This window comes from Odoribacter sp. N54.MGS-14, assembly GCF_000980295.1.
Taxonomy (GTDB): Bacteria; Bacteroidota; Bacteroidia; order Bacteroidales; family Marinifilaceae; genus Odoribacter; species Odoribacter splanchnicus.
The window spans coordinates 1-208 of record NZ_LARL01000208.1; the positions used below are offsets into that span (position 1 = coordinate 1).

The window sequence follows — 208 nt, forward strand, 5'->3', positions numbered from 1 at the left end:
AACTGACGCTGAGGCTCGAAAGCGTGGGGAGCAAACAGGATTAGATACCCTGGTAGTCCACGCCGTAAACGATGAGTGCTAGGTGTCGGGGAGGAATCCTCGGTGCCGCAGCTAACGCAATAAGCACTCCACCTGGGGAGTACGACCGCAAGGTTGAAACTCAAAGGAATTGACGGGGGCCCGCACAAGCGGTGGAGCATGTGGTTTA

General features: G+C 56.2%; 1 rRNA gene. It reads left to right on the plus strand.

Annotation, left to right across the window (positions count from 1 at the left end):
* Positions 1-208, plus strand: a 16S ribosomal RNA gene (locus WS42_RS15160); the annotation flags it as partial.